Here is an 18,299-nt window from a genome sequence, read left to right on the forward strand (position 1 = left end):
GACGCTGCGGCGCGCGCGGTGCGGGCGGCACGTGGGATGCGGGCGGCGCGCCGGGGCAGCCGCAGGCGCCGTCGAAGGCGTGTCCGCAGGCGCGGCCGGAAGCACGGAAAGCCCCCTCAGGGCGCACGCGTCCTGCGCGCGCGCGGCGCGCGAACGGCGGACGTTCTGTTGGCGGGGGGCTGGCATCAGCTCGTTTTCCTGCTTTACCTGCGTTGTCTGTAAATCTCCGTGCATTCTCTGATAGGTATGTTACCAGAGGTTGGGCGCTTGTAAACGCCGACGCCGTCCTGCGCCAGACAAACCGCAGATTCCAGAAGGGGGAGGGGTGACAGAGCGGGGATCAGAGCTGGCATTCGCCGTCCTCAGGCTCGCTTGCGCCGTCTTCCTGGCTGCTGCGTCTTGAGGTCCCAGGTGGCGCATAGGCGCACGGCGAAGCACGATGGGACAATGATGAGGTTATATCAGTTTATCCGCGATCTGTGGCATAATAAGGAAAGCTAGGCTTTGATTAAAGTCAAGACGCTTTTTTGCGACATGCGTCTTGACGTGCGAGGTTTCGCGTAGGGATTTCGCATGTGAATTTGGGAGAGGGGCGTACGTGCTCGAGGTGCTGCAGGACAACGCGCTTTTCGTATGCGGTATCGCGGCCCTGGTGGTGGCGATTGCCCTCTTCTGCGCCACGCTCTCGATCATTCGCCGCGCAGGCAGCGCGAGGCGGAGCCGTTCGGGCGGTGCCGCGCGCTCCGCGAGCGCGGGCCATGCGCGTGCCGACTCCTTCTTCGGGGCGGTCGACCAAGCCTGCGACGAGGCCCTCGTCCTCTATGACGCCTCGGCCCATCGCGTGGTCAGCGCCTCGGCCGTCGAGCGCATCCTGGGGATCGACGGCCGCGCGCTCGCAGGCGACGTCGAGGCGCTTGCCCGCGCCATCGCGCACGACTCGCTGCTTGACGTGCGCGAGGCCATCGAGGGCTGGGACAGGTCAAGCCCCTTCGCGATGGAGTTCTCCTTCAGCAGCGAGGCGGTGGCGCGCATCACGCCCGAGGCCCCTGACGTGCCGCGCTGGGGCATGCTGCGCGTGGTGCCGTGCGGCGAGGGGAAGGTGCTCATCTCCGCGCGCGACGTCACGTCGGCCCACAACATGCACTGCGAGCTCGTCGAGCAGCGCGAGCGCGCCGAGTCGGGCGAGCGCGCCAAGCTCATGTTCCTGTCAAACATGAGCCACGAGATCCGCACGCCCATGAACGGCATCATGGGCACGCTGTCGCTCGCGAAGCTGCATCTTGACGACGCCGTCCGCATGGAGGGCTACCTCACGCAAGCCGACGACCTGCTGAGGTACCTGCTCTCGGTTATCAACGACGTGCTCGACATCTCCAAGATCGACAACGACAAGCTCGAGATCGAGCAGCGCTGCTTCGACATAACCAACGTGATCCGCTCCGAGCAGAACATCTTCGGCGAGATGATCGCCTCGAAGGGCATCAGCTTCGAGGTGAGCGTCGACCCGCTGCCGGCCACCTACGTCATCGGCGACGAGCTGCGGCTGACCCAGATCATCACGAACCTGCTCTCGAACTCGCAGAAGTTCACCAACCCCGGCGGCACCATCACGCTGTCGCTGCGGTGCCTGCAGGTTTCCGACGGCGTTCTGCACGTGGCGTTCGTGGAGTCCGACACGGGCAAGGGCATGTCGCCGGAGTTCCTCGTGGATCTGTTCAACCCCTTCTCGCAGGAAGACCGCTCGATCTCGCGGCGCTTCGGCGGCACGGGGTTGGGCATGGCCATCACCGACCAGCTCACGCGCCTCATGGGCGGCCAGATCTCGGTCGAGTCCGAGGTGGGCGTGGGCACCACCTTCGAGATCCACCTGGGACTGCCCATCGCCTCCGAGGAGGAGGTGGCGGCCTACCTGGCGTCGGGCGAGGCAGCTGTGGTCGAGCTCACCCCCGACAACGGCGGCTTCAAGCTGGCGGGCAGCACCATACTGCTCGCCGAGGACAACATGCTCAACGCGAGCATCGCGATCGACATGCTCGAGGAGCTCGGCGCTCAGGTGGAGCATGCCGTCGACGGCGTGGAGGTGTGCGAGATCTTCGAGCGCAGCGAGCCTGACCACTTCGACGTCATCCTCATGGACGTGCAGATGCCCAACCGCAACGGCTGGGAGGCCGCTCAGTGCATCCGCGCGCTCTCGCGTCCTGACGCGCAGACCACGCCCATCTTCGCGCTGTCGGCCGACGCCTACATGGAGGACAAGCGCCACTCGCGCGAGGTGGGCATGAACGGGCACATCTCGAAGCCCGTTGAGTTTGAGCAGCTCGAGCATCTGATCAACGCAGAGCTTGCCATGAGCATGCAGAGGGGTGTTATGCATGTTTAAGGCGATGAAGATGATAGCAGGCGTCCTGGCGGGTCATGCGACACAGGTCGTGGGAGTTGCCGCGGGCCTGGTGCTCACGGGCATGGCGGGCTACGTGGCGCTCACGGGTCCGCTCGGCACAGACTTCTTCGGCGAGATGGCCTGGGAGCAGAACGTCTACGAGAACGGCCAGATGTTCGGCGCCGTGTCGTACCAGGTGGGCGAAGTCGACGAGTCTGACAACCTCATCCACGAGGACGAGGGCGAAGACGAGGGCCTGAGCAGCGAGCCTGCCCCGCTGCCCGAGGCTGCTGCGGCTGACGCAGACGATCCGGAACGCGCAGCCACCCCGGAGCGCGCGGCTGCCAACAGGCAGACGACGGCCGTCATCGGCAACACCGTCAAGACCGATGCGAGCACGCTGGTGGGCGACGACACCGTCGTCGTGGCGGAGCCGACCAGCTCGGACACTCCGATCGTCCCGAACGTTCCGCATGAAGCTGACGCTGATGCGCCGGAAGGCGGCAGCGCTGCCGTCGTGCCCGGCTCGTCGGGCTCGGACGCTCAGGGCGCATCTGGCGGCGAAGGAGAAGGCGAGAGCTCCGGTGGCGGCGCATCCGGCGGCGAGAACTCCCCTGATCCCAATGGCGGCGGCGATTCTGGCTCTGGTGGAAGCACCCCCCCCAGCGATGATCCTAGCGATGATCCCGGCACTGGTTCCAGCGAAGAGCCAAGCGACCCCGGCAGTCCGAGCGTTCCAAGCGGTGGTTCAAGTGACACGAGCGAGGGTGATGCGCCTAGCGGTGACGCTGGCGAGGGCGACGACCCGAGCGGTCCCGGCGAAGAAGACGACCCGAGCGGTCCCGGCGAGAGCGATGCGCCCGGTGGTGACGAGCCTGGTTCTGGAGGCCTTGGCGAGGGTGATGCTTCCGATGTGCCTGACGCTGGCGAGGGCGGTGATCCAGACCAGGCCGAAGATAATAGGCCCCCCTGCAAAGATCCAGAGGGTAACACTCTGGTGGATATTGAGGTCGAAGTGCCGTCTAACTGGACGTTTGTGTCGGGCGAGGCGTTTCACCCGAGTGACGTGCATGTGATGGCGATATTCGAGGCCCCCGACGGGACGCCCCTCAAACCGCGAGAGATCTTCTATGATGGTGACGATCCCTACAAAGTGAGCATTTCCACCAAGTGGACGTCGGGTACGCACTACGCCACGTTCACTTATGGCGATCAGGTCGAATCCAAGCCGTTCGTTATCCTGAGGGGATACGTCCATGTCAGGTACGGCACTAGCGACGATGGGACTCTCAACCCCCCGTACCGCCCGGTGGAGTATCCGAGCAGATTCCTGCCTGAGGACATGCAGAAAGCTGTTGCCTCCTCTTCGGAAGACCCCATCTTGCGCATGGGCATTGGTGGCGCGTTCGTTGATTTGACGGAGGCTCATCGGCGCATGATAACCATCCTCGGCATGGGCTCGGTGGCGGAGGCGTTCAAAAATGCTCCTAACGACACGGACAAGACGTACCATAACGTATGGGTGCTTGAGCCGTTGGACGCAGGTGCGAACAAGTACCTCAAGAAGATGGTCACAGGCTTTCGCATGGTTTCGGGTAACCAGCTCGAGGAGGGCGTGGAATGCGTCTACCTGCCTGAGTTGTACGCTGAGGCGGGCAAGACCAAGATCGTCGTCGATATGGTGGATGATGTTCCTGCGGGCTGTCTGATCAGGCGTGTAGCAGGTGATGCGAGTGTGTCGTACTGCGGTGACCAGGTATTCGTCGGCTACGAGAATCAAGCGGACGATGGCGCGGAAGTCGAAGTGTCCGTTCCCTGCGGGGTCACCAAGGTGTCACTCGAGAAGGTCAACAAGAATGTGACGAGTCTTGTGATTCCCGAGAGCGTGCTCGAGATCGACTTCAAGAGCGTCACGCGGTGCTTTCCGAATCTGAAGTGCATCAAGGTAGGTGACGGCAACAGCCAGACCTACAGATCGCATGGCGGTGCGCTTTATAGCGCTGATGGCCTTCGCATGCTCTATGTGCCGCCCAAGCATGAGAGTTTCGACAAGGGAACGGACTCGTGGCTTCCTGGTGTTGAAGTCATCGGAAAGGAAGCGTTTGCGGGATGCTCTGGTGATGGCGAAGGTGACAAGTTCGTCGTTGTCGTTCCATCCCACATAAAGCGCCTGGAGGAAGGCTGCTTTGCGGACGCGCGCATCATCGAGCTGTGCTTCGAGAGCGAGAGTCCCGTTGAAGGCGCAGCTGTATCGGGGGCGTCAGGCAGTATATACGTGCCTGACTCCGCTTACGACGTCGCATGCAAACGCTGGGTCGTAGCGCTTGGTGATGCGGGCAGCGATTTGCTCGTGGGCGTTCTCGGCGACGCGGGTGGCGAGGTCGTCGCGCCGGGTGCGTATGCGCTTGACAGTTCTGGTTGCGTGGTAGTGCGCGCTGCCGAGCCTCAGGTGCTCGCAAGCGTGCGGTCCGATGTACCAGGTGCGTGCATCGTACCTGAGGGCGTGGAAGAGGTTGACCCAGGCGCGTTCACGGCCTCGGCAAAGCTGAAAGAGATCGTGCTGCCTGCGACCTTGAAGCATCTTGGTGCGGAGAGCCTGGTCGGGCTGGGCAACGTGGCGTCGGTGACGCTTTCGAGTGCTGAGGTGGTCACCGTTGACGCGCATGCCTTCGGCGAGGATGGCTTGCCGGGCACGATATTCTACGTTCCAAGCGTACTCTATGGAGAGTACCTCACAACTTGGAGCGCAGCGCTCGATTTGGACGAGGATGCCGCCAAAGAGCTCATCAAGCCCTCTGATGTAATGTACCGCTATATAGGCAGTGCGAAGTATCAAGTGCTCGACGAAGCCGAGCAAAAGCTGCTCCTCGTCGAGGTGTACGACGAGGGCCAAACCTTCTTCGAACCCGAGGCAGGTACGGTCGAGATCGCTGACGGAGCCTTCTCGGACTGTGCGTCGCTTGAGATCGTCCATGTGCCCGCGTCGGTGAGCAAAGTTGGCAAGAGCGTCTTTGCTGGCTGCGGAAGGCTTGAGTCGGTACTGGTGAGCGGTGTGCTCAGCGAGGCGTTCGACGTAGGCGACGCTATGTTGTACCAGTCGGGGGCGGAGGTGTCATACGACTGCGATACCCAGATAGGAGCGATCTACGCAAAAGGTTCCGACAACGAGCTCACCTTGGTCAACGTTCCCACTGATGCTGCGAGTTTGACAGTGCGCCAGGGCACGACCCACTTGGGCGACAATGCGTTGAGGGGCTTTCTGAACTCCGGCGGCGTCTTCGGGTTCGAGTCGCCCGAGACACTCGTCTCGATCGGCGCTCACTGCTTCGAGGGCTCCTCTATTTCAGAAGCTGATTTTGCTCAATTCGCTTTGCTCGAAACGGTAGGCGCGTACGCCTTTGCCGACTGCGCTGAGCTGAGAAGCGTCAGCCTTCCTGATTCGACTGTTGTGGTGGGGGAGAGCGCCTTTGCCGACTGCGCGGCATTGAGGGATTTCGCCGCAGACGGTCTGGTTGAGCTGGCACCGAGAACGTTCCAACGCTGCACAGCGCTTGCCGCCCTCTCGACGCCGAATGTCACGGTGGTGGGTGACGAGTGCTTCTATGCTTGCGCGCAGCTCATTTATGTTGACCCTGGCTCTAATGTGGGTGAGCTCACCTGGGTAGGTGATCGTGCGTTCTCGGGGTGCGTGGTGTTCTGTCAGAACGCCAAGCAGACGTTTGACATGAAGTCGCTCAGGCATATCGGGGCGGGGGCGTTCGAGAAATGCAATGGCCTGAAAACCGTCACGCTTCCGAAGTCGCTCACTGACTTGGGCGAGAATGCGTTTTGCGACTGCAGCTCGCTAACGTCCTTGCGTATGGAGAGCTCCGTGGCGACTATCGGGCGCTACAGTTTCTACGGCTGCGTGAGCCTGACGAGTTTGGAGATCGACAAGCACCAGCAGCAGCTGCTTGAGGTGATGGGCGCATGCTCGTTCGAGGATTGTGACGCTCTTGAACGGGTCGACTTGTCGGGATGCTCACGGCTAACCCTTGTCGGCGACCGCGCATTCCGCGGGTGCGACACTCTTTTGCGCGTCACGATGCCTTCGAACTTGGCGAAAGTATCGGACGAGTGCTTTGAAAGCTGCCCGCTGCTCTCCATTGTGGAGCTTCCCTCGGAAGAGCCCGCGCCGCTTGGCGAGACGGTGTTCGGCGAGATCATTCCCGAGTACGTGCGCATCTGGGTGCGTGACCAGCAGGCGTATGAGAAGTATCTGAGCGCCTATGAGCCGGTGCTTGACCCTGTGTATGGCGAGGGGTGCGCACTGCGCGCACTCGAGGTACGCAGCGAGACGTCTGAGACGCTGCGTGGCATCACCTACGAAATGACTGACAAGGGCTGGGTCGTCACCGACGCGTTGCCAAACCTGCACGGCACAGTTTCCATTGATAGCTCTGTAGTTGGCATCGGCGACGGCGCATTCACAGGCTGTGCGGGAATCGAGTCGGTTACGTTCGAAGAAGGCACTTCTCTCGCGTTGGGCGATCAAGCTTTCGCGAACTGCAGCAGCATCCAAACTGTGAGCATAAACGGCAATATCCCCACGTGGGGCGAAGGCGTATTCGAGGGCTGCACGAGCCTATCCAAGGTTAGCTTGGGAAACAGCACTAACGATGTGATACCACGCATTGGCACACGTGCCTTTGCAGGTTGTACGAGCCTTGTCGAGGCGCAGTTTTACGCCCAGACGGCGACGATAGGTGCTGAAGCTTTTGCAGGCTGCTCATCGCTGCCAACCGTGACTTCAGTGCGCATGACGATAGACGGCAAGCAGGCGTACATCCTGCAGATGCATCTTGAGAGCATCGAGGACGGAGCCTTCCGCGATTGTACTCGCTTGAGGAGCGTGCCCTATACGAGCAAGTTCGATAAAATCATAAATTTGGGTGCTTATGCCTTCTACAATTGCGACTCGCTTAAGACGCCCATGGTTCCGAAGAACGCGACATCGGTTGGCAAGGCGTGTTTCGCGGAGTGTGACAGCGTCACGCAAGTGAGCATCTACTCTGCGTTGGAGGAGTATCCAGAGGACTGCTTCAAGAACTGTCCGAATCTCACGCGCACAGGTGGCACGACGGCGGCCCTTACTGCGCTCAAGCGCATCGGCAAGGGCGCGTATGCGGGGTGCACGTCGCTGACGGCGAACGAGAGCTGGACGCCAGGGAAGTATGAGAACTTGGAGAGTATCGGAGATGGAGCGTTCGCAGGTGCGTTCGCAAACGAGGCGGACGCTGGCTCGTTTGCGCTGGCGAGTTCGTTGACCTACATCGGGGCGAACGCGTTCGATGGGTGCGTGGGGTTGGCTTCCATCGAGCTGCAGTCGGCGCCGACGCTCGGCGTGAACGCGTTTGCGAACATGGCGGAAGGCTTCAGGCTGAAGGTGTCCGACGGCACGTATGACGCCTACCTACCGGTGCTCGCCGCCTCGATCGGCGAGGAGGCCGCGAAGGGCATGCTGTTCGACGAGGCTGCAGCTGCTGCAGCCGAAGCCGCCGCAGAGGAGGCGGAGGAGGCCGCGGCAGATGCGGCAAGCAAGGTCGCTGAGGTTGCCGCAGATGCTGACAGCGCTGCGCGCGCGAAGGACGCGCCAGCTGAGGGCGTGGCGAGCGCAAGCGCTGAGGACGTCGAGAGTGCGGCGGGCGCGAATGCCGAGGGCTCCGAGGGCGCCAGCGGCGCTGGCGGCTCGGAGGACGCAGCAGCGGCGAATGCAGCTGCCGAAGGAGCGGCAGATGCGATGGGCACCTCGAGCGTGGCGGCCGCTGACGGCGCCGAGCCTGCGGCGGATGCCAGCGCTGCGAGTGCGGTGAACGAAGAGGGCGCGCCTGCCGAGAGCGCGGTGAGTGCGGAGGGCGCGCCTGCCGAGAGCGCGGTACCTGCGGAGGAATCGCCGGCCGAGAACGTCGCGAGCACGAGTGCGAGCGCCGAGGGCGCGGCGAGCACGGGCGCCGGGGACGCTGAGGGCGTCGAGGCGCCGCCTGCTGCCGAGCCCGCGCCTGGTGAGCCTGCGGCTTCGCCTGCTGCCGAACCTGTGCCCGCTGACTCTGCGGCCCCGCCTGCTGCTGCACCCGACGATTCCGCGTCTGACGCTGCAGCTGGCTCCAGCCCTGAGCCTGCCGCAGCCGATCCCGCCCCCGAGCCTGCTGCGGCGACTAACTCCGACCTCGCGCCTGTCGCAGCCGAGGCCTCGTCTTCCGCAACCCGTTCTGCCGAGCCCACCGAGGGGGAGACCGCATGATAATCAAGAAGAACGAGCAGATCATCCGCGAGGTGGCTAAGGCCATCGTGGGCAAGGACGACGTGATCCGCAAGGTGCTCATGGCCGTCTACGCGGGCGGGCACATCCTGCTCGAGGACACGCCCGGCGTGGGCAAGACCACGCTGGCGCTCGCGTTCTCGCGCGCGCTCGGCCTCGACTTCCGCCGCGTGCAGTTCACGCCCGACACCATGCCCTCCGACATCACGGGCTTCAGCATGTACAACAAGCAGACCGACTCCTTCGAGTTCAAGATGGGCGCAGTCGACTGCAACCTGCTCCTCGGCGACGAGATCAACCGCACCTCGGCCAAGACGCAGGCGGCGCTGCTCGAGGTGATGGAGGAGCAGTGCGTCACCGTCGACGGCGTGACGCACCACATCCCCAGGCCGTTCATCGTCATCGCCACGCAGAACCCCATGGGCTCGGCGGGCACGCAGCCGCTTCCCGACTCGCAGCTCGACCGCTTCATGGTGCAGCTGTCCATCGGGTATCCCAGCCATGACATGCAGATCCGCATGATCGAGGACCAGCTGGTATCGACGCCGCTCGATGACGTGCGCGAGGTGGCCACGCGCGACGACCTGTTCATGATCCAGCACTACCTGACCACCATCCGCGTGTCGCGCGAGATCATGGACTACGCCGTGCGCCTGTGCGAGGCTACGCGAACCATGCCGCTCGTGCAGCTCGGCGTGAGCCCGCGCGGCGTGCTGGCGCTCGTGCGCATGGCGCGCGCGTCGGCCGTGCTCTCCGACCGCGATTACGTGACGCCCGATGACGTGCTCTACGTGTTCAGGGACGTGTGCGCGCACCGCATGACCATGCGCCCGCAGGCGCGCATCGACGGCGTGTCGGCGGCTGACGTGCTCGACGAGGTCATCGAGATGGTGCCCGTGCCCACGCTGGGCTCCCCGATGCTGCGCTAGGGGCGCTCAGGTCTTCCCATGCTGAAGAACCGCATCGCATCCGTGCTCGTCATCGTGCTCGCCGCGGTGGTCCACTTCTGGGCGGACAGCTCCCTGTCGCTGGCGTTTCTGCTGGCGTCGGTGGCCGTGCCCGTCGTGCTGTTCGCCCAGCTGCGCCTTGCAGCGGCGCTTACGCGCGTGACGGTTGACGTGGCGCCGTCCTACCAGATCGGCGAGGGGCGCGCCGTCAGCCTGCGCCTTGAGCGCGGGCTCCCGCTGTGCTTGGCCGTGATCTCGCTGCGCGTGCGCGTCGTGAACTGCGTGTTCGGAACGGAGGAGGAGCGCGAGGTCGAGGCGGCGCTCAGCACGCGGCGCCCCGCATGTGACCTGCCCGTGCTGTCCGACCGTTACGGGCGCATGCTCGTGGAGGCGCGGGACGCGCGCCTGAGCGACCCGCTGGGGCTGTTCGTCGCTCGCCTGCCGCTCGACCTGAGCTGCGAGAGCGTGATGCGCCCGATGCGCGTGCGCACCGAGGTGATGCTCTCGCAGACGCCGCAGGCGCACGTGTTCGGCGACGCGTTCGACAACACGAAGAGCGGCCAAGACGTGGGCGAGGTGTTCGACGTGCGTGAGTACGTTCCCGGCGACTCTCTGGCGAGCATCCACTGGAAGCTCTCGACGAAGTTCGACACCCTGATCGCGCGGCAGTTCTCGCGTCCTGCTGACTACGACGTGGCGCTCGTGGCCTGCGGCTGCAGGGAGGCGTCTGACGAGGCGTGCAACGGCGTGGCCTCCGTGGTGCTCTCGCTCTCCGAGGCGCTGCTGCGCGCGGGCGTGTTCCACGATGCGGGCTACCTGCACGAGCAGCGGGTGAGCTGCCAGCTGGTTGATGACGTTGCGACGCACGCGGCGTTCTCGGAGGGTCTGCTTTCGACGCCGCTCGCGTCTTCGGTGCGCGAGGTGTCCCAGGTGGTGGCAGGGGAGACGCTTTCCGAGCGCTTCACGAAGGTCGTTCTGGTGACGTGCTTCTACGACGAGGCCACCTGGGCCGACCTCGCGCAGACGGTCGACTTGACGGTGGTCGTGGTGACGGACGACGAGCTCGCGGCTTCCGCGAGCTCGGTCAGCGAGCGCTACGGGCTCTTCACGCTGCGCGCGAAGGGGGTGGCTGACCATGAGCATCGCATCACGCTCTGACGGCGCGCGGGCGGATGGCGCGGCAGCCGGCCTTGCCGGCGCGCGTGTGGGCGCATCGGCGCGCGGGCTCGAGGCGCTAGCGGCCGTCCTGCTGGCTGTGGGCATGGTGCTCGCTCTGCTCGTTGCTCCATGGCCTGCGTATGTCGTGGCTGCGGGCGTGTTCACCGCGGCGCTCACGGTTGCTCTCTTGGCTGCGACGCGGCCCTCGCGCATCGCGTACGGTGTGGTTGCGGCGCTTGCGGTGCTCGTCTTGGCGGCGCTCCTCGCCACGGGCGGCCCCTTGCTGCGCGCGGCGGGTGCGGGCTTGGCGAACATGTTCATCGACGCATGGAACGCCCAGGTGGACGGCTACGTGCTGCACTTCGCGGTGGCGGGCGTTCCCGAGGCTGCGACTCTGATGTTCGCCGCGTTCGCGGGCTTGGCCGCGGGTCTGCTGGCGCACGTGATGTGCGCGTGTCGCCTCGCGTTTGCGACGGGCTCCATAGCGGTGCTGCTCATCGCGGCGGGGCTGTTCCTGCAGACGCTCAGCGCCCCCGCCTTCGGCTGCCTGGTTCTCGGGGGCTTGGTGCTGGTAAGCTGCTGCTCCCACCGTGCCGCCGCGTCGCTGCGCGCCGCGCCTGCCTTTGCCGTGACGACGGCCGTCGTCGTGTGCGCGGTGCTGGTCGTGTGCGCGGGATACCAGGGGAACGCGAGGCTGCATGCGGCGAAGGCAGGCGCGGTCGACGCCGTTGACGAGCTGCGCTTCGGATCGGACACGCTGCCTCAGGGTGACCTCGCTGCGGCGCACGCGATGAACGTGGCGCCAGGCGGTCAGCCGGCTGAGCGCCTTGAGGTGAGCTTCGCCGACGTCGATGCCGTGCGCAAGTCCGAGCCGCTCTATCTGCGCGGGTTCGCGGGCGCGACGTACACGGGAACGGCTTTCGAGTGCTTGCAGCCTGCGGACTACGAAGGCGATTGGACGGGGCTGTTCAGCTGGCTTGACGACCGTGGCTTTGACGCGCTGTCTCAGTATGCGGCCTACCGAGCGCTCGATGACGTGGAGGCGGGCGGCGTCGCTGACGCCGTTGACGTGACGGTGAGCGCGCCCGGCGCGTATCGGAAGTACGCGTACGCCCCGACGTCTGCGGCGGCGGGCGGTGCGGGCTCACTGCTCGACCTGTACCGCACGACTGACCGGCTCGGCGGCAACGAGAGCGCGACGTTCGAGGTGGTACCCGACGCGCAGATGGCCGAGATGGCGATCCCGAGCGACTGGGTGTACGAGGAGGCGGCCGCGCTCGACGCGGACGCTGGCGCCGCCACGCCTGCGGAAGACGACCCCGCCGCGCGCGAGCAGGACTTCTTGCGCAGCGAGCTGGCGTATCGCTCTTTCGTCTACGACCGCTACCTCGAGGTTTCCGATGAGGTGGTGCCTGCCGTCGAGCGCTTCTTCTTCTCTGACGATACGTGGGACGACGAGGACGGCACGCTGTACGCGGCGGCCACGCGCATTCGCACGATGCTCGACGTGGGCTGCGACTACAACGCGCAGGGCGTGCGGTTCGCGCCTGCGGGCGAGCAGCCGGCCGACTACGTGACGTGGTTTCTGGAGGACGCGCGCGAGGGCAATGCGGCAGCGTTCGCGAGCGCGGCGGTGCTCGCCTTCCGCCAGGAGGGCATTCCCGCGCGCTACGTGGAGGGCTATTTGCTTGACGAGGACGCGCTCGTGCGCATGGGGGAGGCAAACGAGACCTCGTGCGCGCTTGACGAGGGCGACGCGCATGCGTGGGTCGAGGTGTACGTCGACGGCGCGGGCTGGCTGCCCGTCGAGGTGACGCCGGGGTTCTACGACCGCGTCTACGGATCGGGCGAGACGGTCGAGATCGCGCGCGAGGTGGCGGGCGGCGGCGACGACGACGCGAACACGGGCTCGACGGGCGAGGGAGCGCCGGACTGGACCGAGCTTCTGCCTGAGGAGCTGCGCCCCTTCGCCTGGGTCGGCCTGGTTCTTCTGTGCATGATCGAGCTTCTGTGCGTGGCGGGCGTGCTCGAGCTGCAGCGCCTCGTGCGCCTGCGGCTGCGCAGCGCGCGGCTGCGCGGCGCGTGCGAGCGCGGCGCGGCATCGGCGCTTCTGTTCGAGCGCCTGCAGCGGCTTGCGGCCGACGCGGGCGTGGAGCTCGGCGTGAAGCCGCGCGAGCGCGCGGACGCGCTTGCGCAGGCGCGCCCCGAGGTGCATCCGTCCGAGTATCTGCGCGTGATCGCCCTCATGGAGCGCGAGCGCTACGGACAGGTGCCGCTCCAGGACTTCGAGGTGCGCATCGCCGAGTCCCTGCTCGAGAAGCTCGAGGCCGGCAACTGGCAGCGCGCGAGCCTGCCGCGACGCCTCGTCTACCGGTACGCTGCGCTCTATCTCATCCCGCTTGCCCGCTTCCGCTCGCCTCGCGCGTAGCGGGAGAGGCGAGCGGCCGGGGGTTGTTTGGCGCTGCAGATGTTCTCGTCATAGCTTATTCTTTCAGCGGTATAATGAGTGTCGATGCACGGAGGCGCGCCGAGGGCTTTGCGCGCCTGTTTCGAAAGGGGAGTTATGCCTGAGATGATTTCGCTCGAGGAGGCGGTCGAGCTCGTCCTGTCGCACGTGGAGCCGCTGCCCACCGAGCGCGTTTCCGTCCTGGACGCCATCGGCCGCGTGGCCGCCGAGGACCTGCGCAGCGACATCGACGTGGCGCCGTTCGCCCACGCGGCCATGGACGGCTTCGCGCTGCACGCGTCCGACATCGCGGCGGCGAGCGAGGAGGCGCCCGTCAACCTGGCGGTCATCGCCGAGATCGGCGCGGGGAGCGTGTACGAGGGCGCCATCGAGCCAGGTGAGTGCGTGCGCATCATGACGGGCGCGCCGCTGCCCGCCGACGCCGACGCCGTGGTGAAGTACGAGATCGTCGGCGTGGTCGAGGGCGACGGCAAGCCGGGCTCGGTCGTGTCGTTCGCCGCGCCGACCAAGGTGGGCTCCAACATCCGCCCCGCGGGCGAGGAGGCGCGCGCCGGCGAGGTCATCGTGGGCGCCGGCGAGGTCATCAGCAGCGCGGGCGTGGGCTTCCTCGCCGGCTGCGGCGTGCTCGAGCTCGCCACGTACCGTCGCCCGAAGGTGGCCATCATCGCCACGGGCAGCGAGCTCGTCGACCCGAGCGAAGTTCCCACGGTGGGCAAGATCCGCAACTCCAACAGCTACGCCATGGCGGCCTGCGCCAAGCAGGCGGGCGCCGTGCCCACCATCCTCCCCATCGTTGAGGACACCTACGAGGCGCTCGAGGCGGCGGTCCTCGCCGCAGCCGACAGGTTCGACTTCGTGGTGACCACGGGCGGCGCCGCCAACGGCGACTTCGACTTCATCAAGCCCGTGGTGGAGGCCGCCGGCGAGCTCTACATGACCACGGTGAACATGCGCCCGGGCAAGGCGCAGACGTTCGGCCTGGTGAAGGGCACGCCGGTGTTCGGCCTGCCGGGCAACCCGGCCGCGGCCTACTGCGGCTTCGAGATGATCATCCGCCCGGCGCTGCGCAAGATGCAGGGGTATGGCTGCCTCGCGCACCCGCACGTGATGGCCGCGCTGTCGAAGGACGTGCGGAAGAAGGACCCGCGCCGCATCCTCATGCGCTCCACGCTCACGAAGGACGAGGCGGGCGCCTACGTGGTCACGCCTGCGAAGAACCAGAGCTCGGGGCTGTTCGGCGTCATCCAGAAGAGCAACTGCATGGCCGTGATGCCCGAGGGCATGGAGTCGAAGGCGGCGGGCGACCTGGTGGAGTGCTTCCTGCTCGACGTACCCGAGGAAGTGGCGCTCTAAGGAGGTTCCGTTCGCCCTGGCGGGCGAACGGACTGCTCGACGCTGCGGCTTCTTGCGGCACCTGACCTAGCCCTTTGTGCGCTTTCCTTCGCGTACAGAGTACGCTCAGCCGCGCGGCGGGGCTATCTCAGGTGCCGCAAGAAGCCTCGCTGACGCTACGAACGACCTGTGGAATTGAAACCTGTGATAATAAAGAACTTGAGATAGGAGACAGCATGTCTGAGGAAACCAAGCCCATCACGTTCGGCATCGTCACGTGTTCCGACACGCGTGACCTGACCCAGGACTTCGCGGGCGATGCGCTCGAGAAGCTCATCGCCGAGCAGGGGTGGGTGTGCCGCACCCACACGCTCGTGCGCGACGAGCGCCCGCACATCGCGCAGGCCATCAAGCACTGCGCCGACGACCTGAAGGTGGACGTGGTGCTCACCTGCGGCGGCAGCGGCCTCTCGCTGCGCGACGTGACGCCCGAGGCCACCATGGACGTGTGCGATCGCAACGTGCCCGGCATCGCCGAGGCCATGCGCGCTTACAGCCTGAAGATCACGCCGAACGCCATGCTCTCGCGCGCGGTGTGCATGCAGCGCGGAAGCACGCTCGTGGTCAACCTGCCCGGCTCCACGAAGGCGGCCACCGAGAACTGGGAGGGCATCGTGGGCGTGCTACCCCACGCCGTGAAGATGACCGCCGGCGGCGGCCACTAGGAACTCCGCTGCTCGGGCGAGCAGGCTTGCCGGCCCCTACCTCTCGAGGCGCGCGAGGACGGCGCGCACGGCCCCGTCGTCCTCGATGCGCGTGATGGCGAAGCTCTTCTTCCCGGCGTCCTTGAGGGAGGCGCCGACGAAGTAGCCTTGAGCGCCGTCCAGGATGAGGAAGCGGTCGTGGAAGGCCGTGGTCTGCTCGACCGTGAGCTGCGGGTACTGGGCGTTGAAGGTCGCGACGTCGCGCTGGGTGAGACGCGTGTTCGGATGGGTCCACACGACCACGTCCACGCCGTCTTGCTTCTTGGCCAGGATGTTGAGGGTGCCCGCGTCCACGTAGCCGTCGACCAGCACGATGCTGCGCTCGGCGCGCCGCACCAGCGAGACCAGGAGCTCGAAGGCGTCCCAGACCTGGCCGTCGAAGAACACCTTCTGCTTCGGCGCCTCGTGCGCGCTCATGTAGTCGAACACCCGCTCGAAGCGCTCGTCGGTCGTCTTCTGGTACTCCAGCTGGCGCAGCTCCACCGCGCGTATCTGCTCGAACATGGCGGCGTTGCTGGCGATGAAGTAGCGCATCTCGACGAAGGACTTCATGATCTGCACGCTTACGCGCACGGCTGTCTCGCTCTTGAGGATTGCCGATAGCATTGCCACGCCCTGTTCGCTATATGCGTAAGGCGGTGTTCGCCTGCCGCCGCGTCCCTCTGGCTTTGCTCTTCCAATTTGGAAGAGCAAAGCGCTCCATTCGTCGGAAGTGAGTTTGAAGCGGAATTCGCTGGGAAACCTTTCGGCGTTCCTGCTTGCGGCTTTGTTCAGATTGCCTGTTTCCACCCCATAGAGCATCGCGAGGTCACTGTCCAGCATGACCTGCATCCCGCGAACCGTATATATGAGGTCGCGTATGACCGGCTCGTTCACAGGAACGATGGCGACTGACGTGTCTTCTTCCGCCTCCATGGGCCCGGCGGATAGGGCCTTCCCTTCTCTTTCCATAGCTTCCGCCCCTTCACTAGGAATTTGGTGAGGTGAATTATAGCAAGCGGGAAATGGCTTTTGGGCAGAGCCGGGACGAGGGTCAAGCATGGGCTCGTCGACGTCGATTTTCCGCAGTTATTACGAGCTTAATAATTCACTCGGATACGTCTGGTATTATTGCGCTCATAATAACGAGCGGTAAGGAACATCATGGGCATCCAATCGGCAAAGGAACTCGGAGCAGCCATTCGTGCTCGTCGGCAAAAGCTCGGCTATACGCAAAGCCAACTCGCCGACGCCTCTGGAACGAGCCTCATGTTCGTATCTCAATTGGAGAACGGCAAGGAGACCGCCCAGCTTGGAAAAGCCCTTCGCGTTGCCAACATGGTCGGGATCGACGTCAACCTCTCAGAGCGAGGTAACTGATGAGACTTTCGATTTCGGGGGAGATAGACGGCGAGCGCATCCCCGTAGGCACCGACAAAGTTGATGATGTCTCACGAGATGACTTCATGATGCTCGCCAAGGAGCTGTCCGTGTCGAGGCGGAGGATGATGCGCCTTGTCGACGAATGCTGCGAAGGCATAGCTCAGGCGAAAGATGCCTTGCTGAATGATCTTGAGGCCACGCTGAATCGCCCTCTCGGGAAGCTGCGCGAGATAAGCCAATTTGCCCAAAAGCAGATTGACAGACTGGGCGTTTAGCTTGACAGCAGCTGCCTCTCAGGCAGACAGGCTTGTTGGCCCCTACCTCTCGAGGCGCGAGAGCACGGCGCGAACGGACTCGCCGTCCTCGATGCGCGTGATGGCGAAGCTCTTCTTCCCGGCGTCCTTGAGGGAGGCGCCGACGAAGTAGCCTTGCGTGCCGTCCAGGATGAGGAAGCGGTCGTGGAAGGCCGTGGTCTGCTTGACCGTGAGCTGCGGGTACTGGGCGTTGAAGGTCGCGACGTCGCGCTGGGTGAGGCGCGTGCCCGGATGAGTCCACACGGTCACGTCCACGCCGCTCTGCTTCTTGACCAGGATATTGAGGGTGCCTGCGTCCACGTAGCTGTCAACCAGCACGATCTCGCGCGTAGCGCGCTTCACGAGCGACACCAGAAGCTCGAAGGCGTCCCAGACCTGGCCGTCGAAAAAGACCTTCTGCTTAGGGGCATCATGCGCACCCATGTAGTCGAACACCCGCTCGAAGCGCTCGTCGGTCGTCTTCTGGTACTCCAGCTGGCGCAGCTCCACCGCGCGTATCTGCTCGAACATGGCGGCGTTGCTGGCGATGAAACGGCGCATCTCGACGAAGGACTTCATGATCTGCACGCTTACGCGCACGGCTGTCTCGCTCTTGAGGATTGCCGATAGCATTGCCACACCCTGCTCGCTATATGCGTAAGGCGGTGTTCGCCTGCCGCCGCGTCCCTCTGGCTTTGCTCTTCCGATTTGGAAGAGCAAAGCGCTCCATTCGTCGGAAGTGAGTTTGAAGCGGAATTCGCTGGGAAACCTCTCGGCGTTCCTGCTTGCGGCTTTGTTCAGATTGCCTGTTTCCACCCCATAGAGCGTCGCGAGGTCGCTGTCGAGCATGACCTGCATTCCGCGAACCGTGTATATGAGGTCGCGTATGGCCGGCTCGTTCGCAGGGACGATGGCGACTGACGTGTCTTCTTCCGCCTTCATGGGCCTGGCGGATAGGGTCTTCTCTTCTCCTGCCATAACCCCCGCCCCTTCGCTATTAATTTGGTGAGGTGGATTATATCAAGCGTGGAAGGCGCTTGCGATCCCGTCTGGGGCATAACGTAGGTGGTCTTTCCGACGGACTCGCAGCAAGCGATTGTCTCAACGTGGTGATGTCACAGCACAAAGCCGAGTGTCGCTGGAAAAGCCATTTCTGCGCCAAGCTGGCGCAGTCAATCCCTATATTTAGGACCTGTTTTCGGGCATGCTGCGCCATGCTCTCGTCTCATGAGAGCATGCTCCTGGTGTATATTGTTCGCGTCGAAGGCTAGATCGAGTACATCTCGCCGTTCTTCACC

The 18,299-nt window shown here is 64.5% G+C and carries 11 protein-coding genes; 9 read left to right on the plus strand and 2 right to left on the minus strand.

Features of this window, described 5'->3' with window-relative positions:
• The first annotated feature begins 598 nt into the window (after positions 1 to 598).
• The 7 genes from HRL41_RS12205 (at position 599) to HRL41_RS09565 (ending at position 15,307) form a co-directional block, all read left to right on the plus strand.
• Positions 599 to 2,380 carry an ATP-binding protein gene (locus HRL41_RS12205; RefSeq protein ID WP_172136710.1) on the plus strand — a complete coding sequence of 594 codons (1,782 nt, stop codon included), beginning with the start codon at positions 599 to 601 and terminating at the stop codon, positions 2,378 to 2,380.
• A gap of 82 nt (positions 2,381 to 2,462) precedes the next feature.
• Positions 2,463 to 8,660 carry a leucine-rich repeat domain-containing protein gene (locus HRL41_RS09540; RefSeq protein WP_172136712.1) on the plus strand — a complete coding sequence of 2,066 codons (6,198 nt, stop codon included), beginning with the start codon at positions 2,463 to 2,465 and terminating at the stop codon, positions 8,658 to 8,660.
• The gene (locus HRL41_RS09545) at positions 8,657 to 9,607 is read left to right on the plus strand and encodes a MoxR family ATPase (RefSeq protein ID WP_172136714.1); all 951 of its coding nucleotides are present in this window, start codon (positions 8,657 to 8,659) and stop codon (positions 9,605 to 9,607) included. The genes HRL41_RS09540 and HRL41_RS09545 overlap by 4 nt, the downstream gene beginning before the upstream one ends.
• 18 nt (positions 9,608 to 9,625) lie before the next feature.
• Positions 9,626 to 10,783 (plus strand): DUF58 domain-containing protein, encoded by a 1,158-nt coding sequence (locus HRL41_RS09550; protein WP_172136715.1) that lies wholly within the window; start codon positions 9,626 to 9,628, stop codon positions 10,781 to 10,783.
• Positions 10,761 to 13,211 carry a transglutaminase family protein gene (locus tag HRL41_RS09555; protein ID WP_172136717.1) on the plus strand — a complete coding sequence of 817 codons (2,451 nt, stop codon included), beginning with the start codon at positions 10,761 to 10,763 and terminating at the stop codon, positions 13,209 to 13,211. Before HRL41_RS09550 ends, HRL41_RS09555 begins: the two co-directional genes overlap by 23 nt.
• A gap of 135 nt (positions 13,212 to 13,346) precedes the next feature.
• Positions 13,347 to 14,603 carry a gephyrin-like molybdotransferase Glp gene (gene glp, locus HRL41_RS09560; RefSeq protein ID WP_172136718.1) on the plus strand — a complete coding sequence of 419 codons (1,257 nt, stop codon included), beginning with the start codon at positions 13,347 to 13,349 and terminating at the stop codon, positions 14,601 to 14,603.
• A gap of 215 nt (positions 14,604 to 14,818) precedes the next feature.
• Positions 14,819 to 15,307 (plus strand): molybdenum cofactor biosynthesis protein B, encoded by a 489-nt coding sequence (locus HRL41_RS09565; RefSeq protein ID WP_165171416.1) that lies wholly within the window; start codon positions 14,819 to 14,821, stop codon positions 15,305 to 15,307.
• A 36-nt stretch (positions 15,308 to 15,343) separates the two neighbouring features.
• Here the strand turns inward: HRL41_RS09565 and HRL41_RS12495 are convergent, their stop codons facing one another.
• Positions 15,344 to 16,387, minus strand: a complete 1,044-nt coding sequence (locus tag HRL41_RS12495) for an ORF6N domain-containing protein (protein ID WP_371808833.1) — start codon at positions 16,385 to 16,387, stop codon at positions 15,344 to 15,346.
• Positions 16,388 to 16,489: 102 nt separating this feature from the next.
• Between HRL41_RS12495 and HRL41_RS09575 the strand changes: the two genes are divergently transcribed.
• Positions 16,490 to 16,705: a helix-turn-helix domain-containing protein gene (locus HRL41_RS09575; protein ID WP_172136720.1), complete on the plus strand. Its 216-nt coding sequence runs from the start codon at positions 16,490 to 16,492 to the stop codon at positions 16,703 to 16,705.
• Positions 16,705 to 16,983, plus strand: a complete 279-nt coding sequence (locus tag HRL41_RS09580) for a hypothetical protein (protein WP_172136722.1) — start codon at positions 16,705 to 16,707, stop codon at positions 16,981 to 16,983. The genes HRL41_RS09575 and HRL41_RS09580 overlap by 1 nt, the downstream gene beginning before the upstream one ends.
• 42 nt (positions 16,984 to 17,025) lie before the next feature.
• Here the strand turns inward: HRL41_RS09580 and HRL41_RS12500 are convergent, their stop codons facing one another.
• Positions 17,026 to 17,979, minus strand: a complete 954-nt coding sequence (locus tag HRL41_RS12500) for an ORF6N domain-containing protein (RefSeq protein ID WP_172136724.1) — start codon at positions 17,977 to 17,979, stop codon at positions 17,026 to 17,028.
• Positions 17,980 to 18,299 lie beyond the last annotated feature (320 nt).

Origin of the sequence: Adlercreutzia sp. ZJ473 (assembly GCF_013185065.1) — a bacterium.
In the GTDB taxonomy this organism is placed as follows: Bacteria; Actinomycetota; Coriobacteriia; order Coriobacteriales; family Eggerthellaceae; genus CAAEEV01.

Bases quoted from the DNA above. Each gene is read 5' to 3' on its own strand.
- HRL41_RS09540 (WP_172136712.1), top strand. From the start codon at position 2,463: ATGGCGGGCTACGTGGCGCTCACGGGTCCGCTCGGCACAGACTTCTTC.
- HRL41_RS09545 (WP_172136714.1), top strand. From the start codon at position 8,657: ATGATAATCAAGAAGAACGAGCAGATCATCCGCGAGGTGGCTAAGGCC.
- HRL41_RS09550 (WP_172136715.1), top strand. From the start codon at position 9,626: ATGCTGAAGAACCGCATCGCATCCGTGCTCGTCATCGTGCTCGCCGCG.
- HRL41_RS09555 (WP_172136717.1), top strand. From the start codon at position 10,761: ATGAGCATCGCATCACGCTCTGACGGCGCGCGGGCGGATGGCGCGGCA.
- glp (WP_172136718.1), top strand. From the start codon at position 13,347: ATGCCTGAGATGATTTCGCTCGAGGAGGCGGTCGAGCTCGTCCTGTCG.
- HRL41_RS09565 (WP_165171416.1), top strand. From the start codon at position 14,819: ATGTCTGAGGAAACCAAGCCCATCACGTTCGGCATCGTCACGTGTTCC.
- HRL41_RS12495 (WP_371808833.1), bottom strand. From the start codon at position 16,387: ATGCTTGACCCTCGTCCCGGCTCTGCCCAAAAGCCATTTCCCGCTTGC.
- HRL41_RS09575 (WP_172136720.1), top strand. From the start codon at position 16,490: ATGGGCATCCAATCGGCAAAGGAACTCGGAGCAGCCATTCGTGCTCGT.
- HRL41_RS09580 (WP_172136722.1), top strand. From the start codon at position 16,705: ATGAGACTTTCGATTTCGGGGGAGATAGACGGCGAGCGCATCCCCGTA.
- HRL41_RS12500 (WP_172136724.1), bottom strand. From the start codon at position 17,979: ATGGCAGGAGAAGAGAAGACCCTATCCGCCAGGCCCATGAAGGCGGAA.